This is a genomic window from Sulfitobacter sp. HI0129 (assembly GCF_001635395.1).
In the GTDB taxonomy this organism is placed as follows: domain Bacteria; phylum Pseudomonadota; class Alphaproteobacteria; order Rhodobacterales; family Rhodobacteraceae; genus Sulfitobacter.
This window is the reverse complement of the sequence record NZ_LWGH01000870.1, coordinates 1-1,759: the sequence shown is the minus strand read 5'-3', so window position 1 is coordinate 1,759 and position 1,759 is coordinate 1. Positions and strand designations below refer to the sequence as shown.

At 62.6% G+C, this 1,759-nt stretch carries 2 protein-coding genes; one reads left to right on the top strand and one right to left on the bottom strand.

Features of this window, described 5'->3' with window-relative positions; translation table 11 throughout:
- Positions 1–619 (bottom strand): molybdopterin-dependent oxidoreductase (locus tag A3764_RS20385; protein ID WP_150122338.1); only part of this gene is annotated, 619 nt, incomplete at its 3' end.
- Positions 620–870: 251 nt separating this feature from the next.
- On the opposite strand from A3764_RS20385, the gene A3764_RS20380 reads away from it, so the two are divergent.
- Positions 871–1,759: YncE family protein (locus tag A3764_RS20380; protein WP_150122337.1), on the top strand; the 889-nt coding region annotated here is incomplete at its 3' end.

Genomic DNA, 1,759 nt, shown 5'->3' with positions numbered 1-1,759 from the left:
GATCCATCGCGGCCATGGGCACCGAACGTTCGACCTGGATCGTCTCTTTCGGGACGCCCTCGGGGATTTCTTCGCCCCCCGTGCCGGTGAGGAAGTTCGCCCCCTCGGCGGCCCCGCCCATCGCGTCGATCACCGCGCGCACTGGTACGCCTGTCCAGACGACATTGCCGGCAGCACCCACCGACCACTGCGTGCCGCTGGTTTCATGGTCAAAGAAGGCACGACCGTTGCCCGAACATTGCAGCACGCAGACCACCGTTTCAACGGCGAGCGTCTTCATGTCGCCCACGGTCATCGTTCCGGGATTGGCGACGCCGTCGATCTCGATCTCCCATGCGTCGCGATTTGCCACGATATCGTCGGAAGGAGCGGGCAGGTTGTTGCGGATGTAAAGCTCGGTACTGGGGGTGATCAGTTCAGAGCCCTGCGCGGCGCGTTTCGTTTCCAGTGTCTGCTTGGAATGGACAATCACGTCCTCCGCGTCCTTCCAGGATACGTAGTCCGGTAGCGGGTTGTCGCTGTCCTGCGCGCCTGCGGGCATGCCGACGGCAGCGGCGGCCATCGTGCCGGCGGAGCCGATCAGGAAGTGGCGCCGCTTTACGTTCTCTATCATTTTCATGTCTTTCCTCCCGGGGTTCGGAACCGTTGCATTCCACGGTATGCAGCGGCTTCATGACTGAGTGACGTGCCGGGGGCGCATTTTATTCCCACGTGTCGGAAAAAAATATCGGCCGCCCGGAAGGGGCCGGAGCCCGGGCCCGCGCTCTCTCCCGGCTCTCGATCTCGTGACCTGACCCTGCGGAATAAACGCACCCTGCGCGCCGTTGTTCTTCCAAGGGCGCGAAAGGCGCGCTCATAAAGGAGGATTTAATGCCAAGTAATAAAGTTCATCAGTCATGCCGATTTGCGGCGCTCGCCGCGCTGGCCGTTGCCGCGCAGACAGCGACCGTTCAGGCGCAGCAGGTCAGTGTCACGAACCCCTCGGTTGAGGCCGGGACCCTGTCGGTCGATGTAACGGGCCTGAACGGTTCGGGCTTTGTCGTCGTACACGCGGTTGCCGAAGGTGGCGGACCCGTTGTGCCGCAATCGATCGGCAACGCCTATGTGCCCGAAGGGGTGGAACACGTTACCGTGCCGATTGGTGCCCCCGTTGCCGCCGGTGACAAGCTCTTCGTGATGCTGCACACCGATAGCGGTGTCGCGCGGGTTTATGAATTTGGCGAGGGAACGACCGACATCGACACGCCCGTGATGGTCGATGGCAAGCCGGTCGTGATCCCGATCGCGGTCGATACAGTTACCGCGCGGCAGGCACCCGCCTTGCCCGGCGCACAGGCTATCGCGGCGGGGGACCGGGTCTATACCGCCGATCAGAGTTCCAACACCGTCACCGTGATCAGCCCGGCAGAAGAAAAGGTGCTGGGCACCATCACGCTTGGCGCACAGCGGATCGAAAAGAACATGGCCCCCGTCGATCAGCACGAAGAGAACGTGCATGGTCTGGGCTTTGCCCGCGACGGCAGTGCGGTGAGCGTGGTCAGTGTTTCGTCCAACGCGGTACAAGTTCTCGATCCGGCGACGAACAAGGTTCAGACCACCGCCTATGTCGGCCGTTCCCCGCATGAGGCATTCGTGTCGCCGGATGGCAAAACGGTCTGGGCGGCAATCCGGGGCGAAGGCTATGTCTCGGTCATCGACCGCGAAACCGGTGAGGTTCAGGACCGGATCACCACCGCATCGGGCCCTTCGAAGGTGGTTT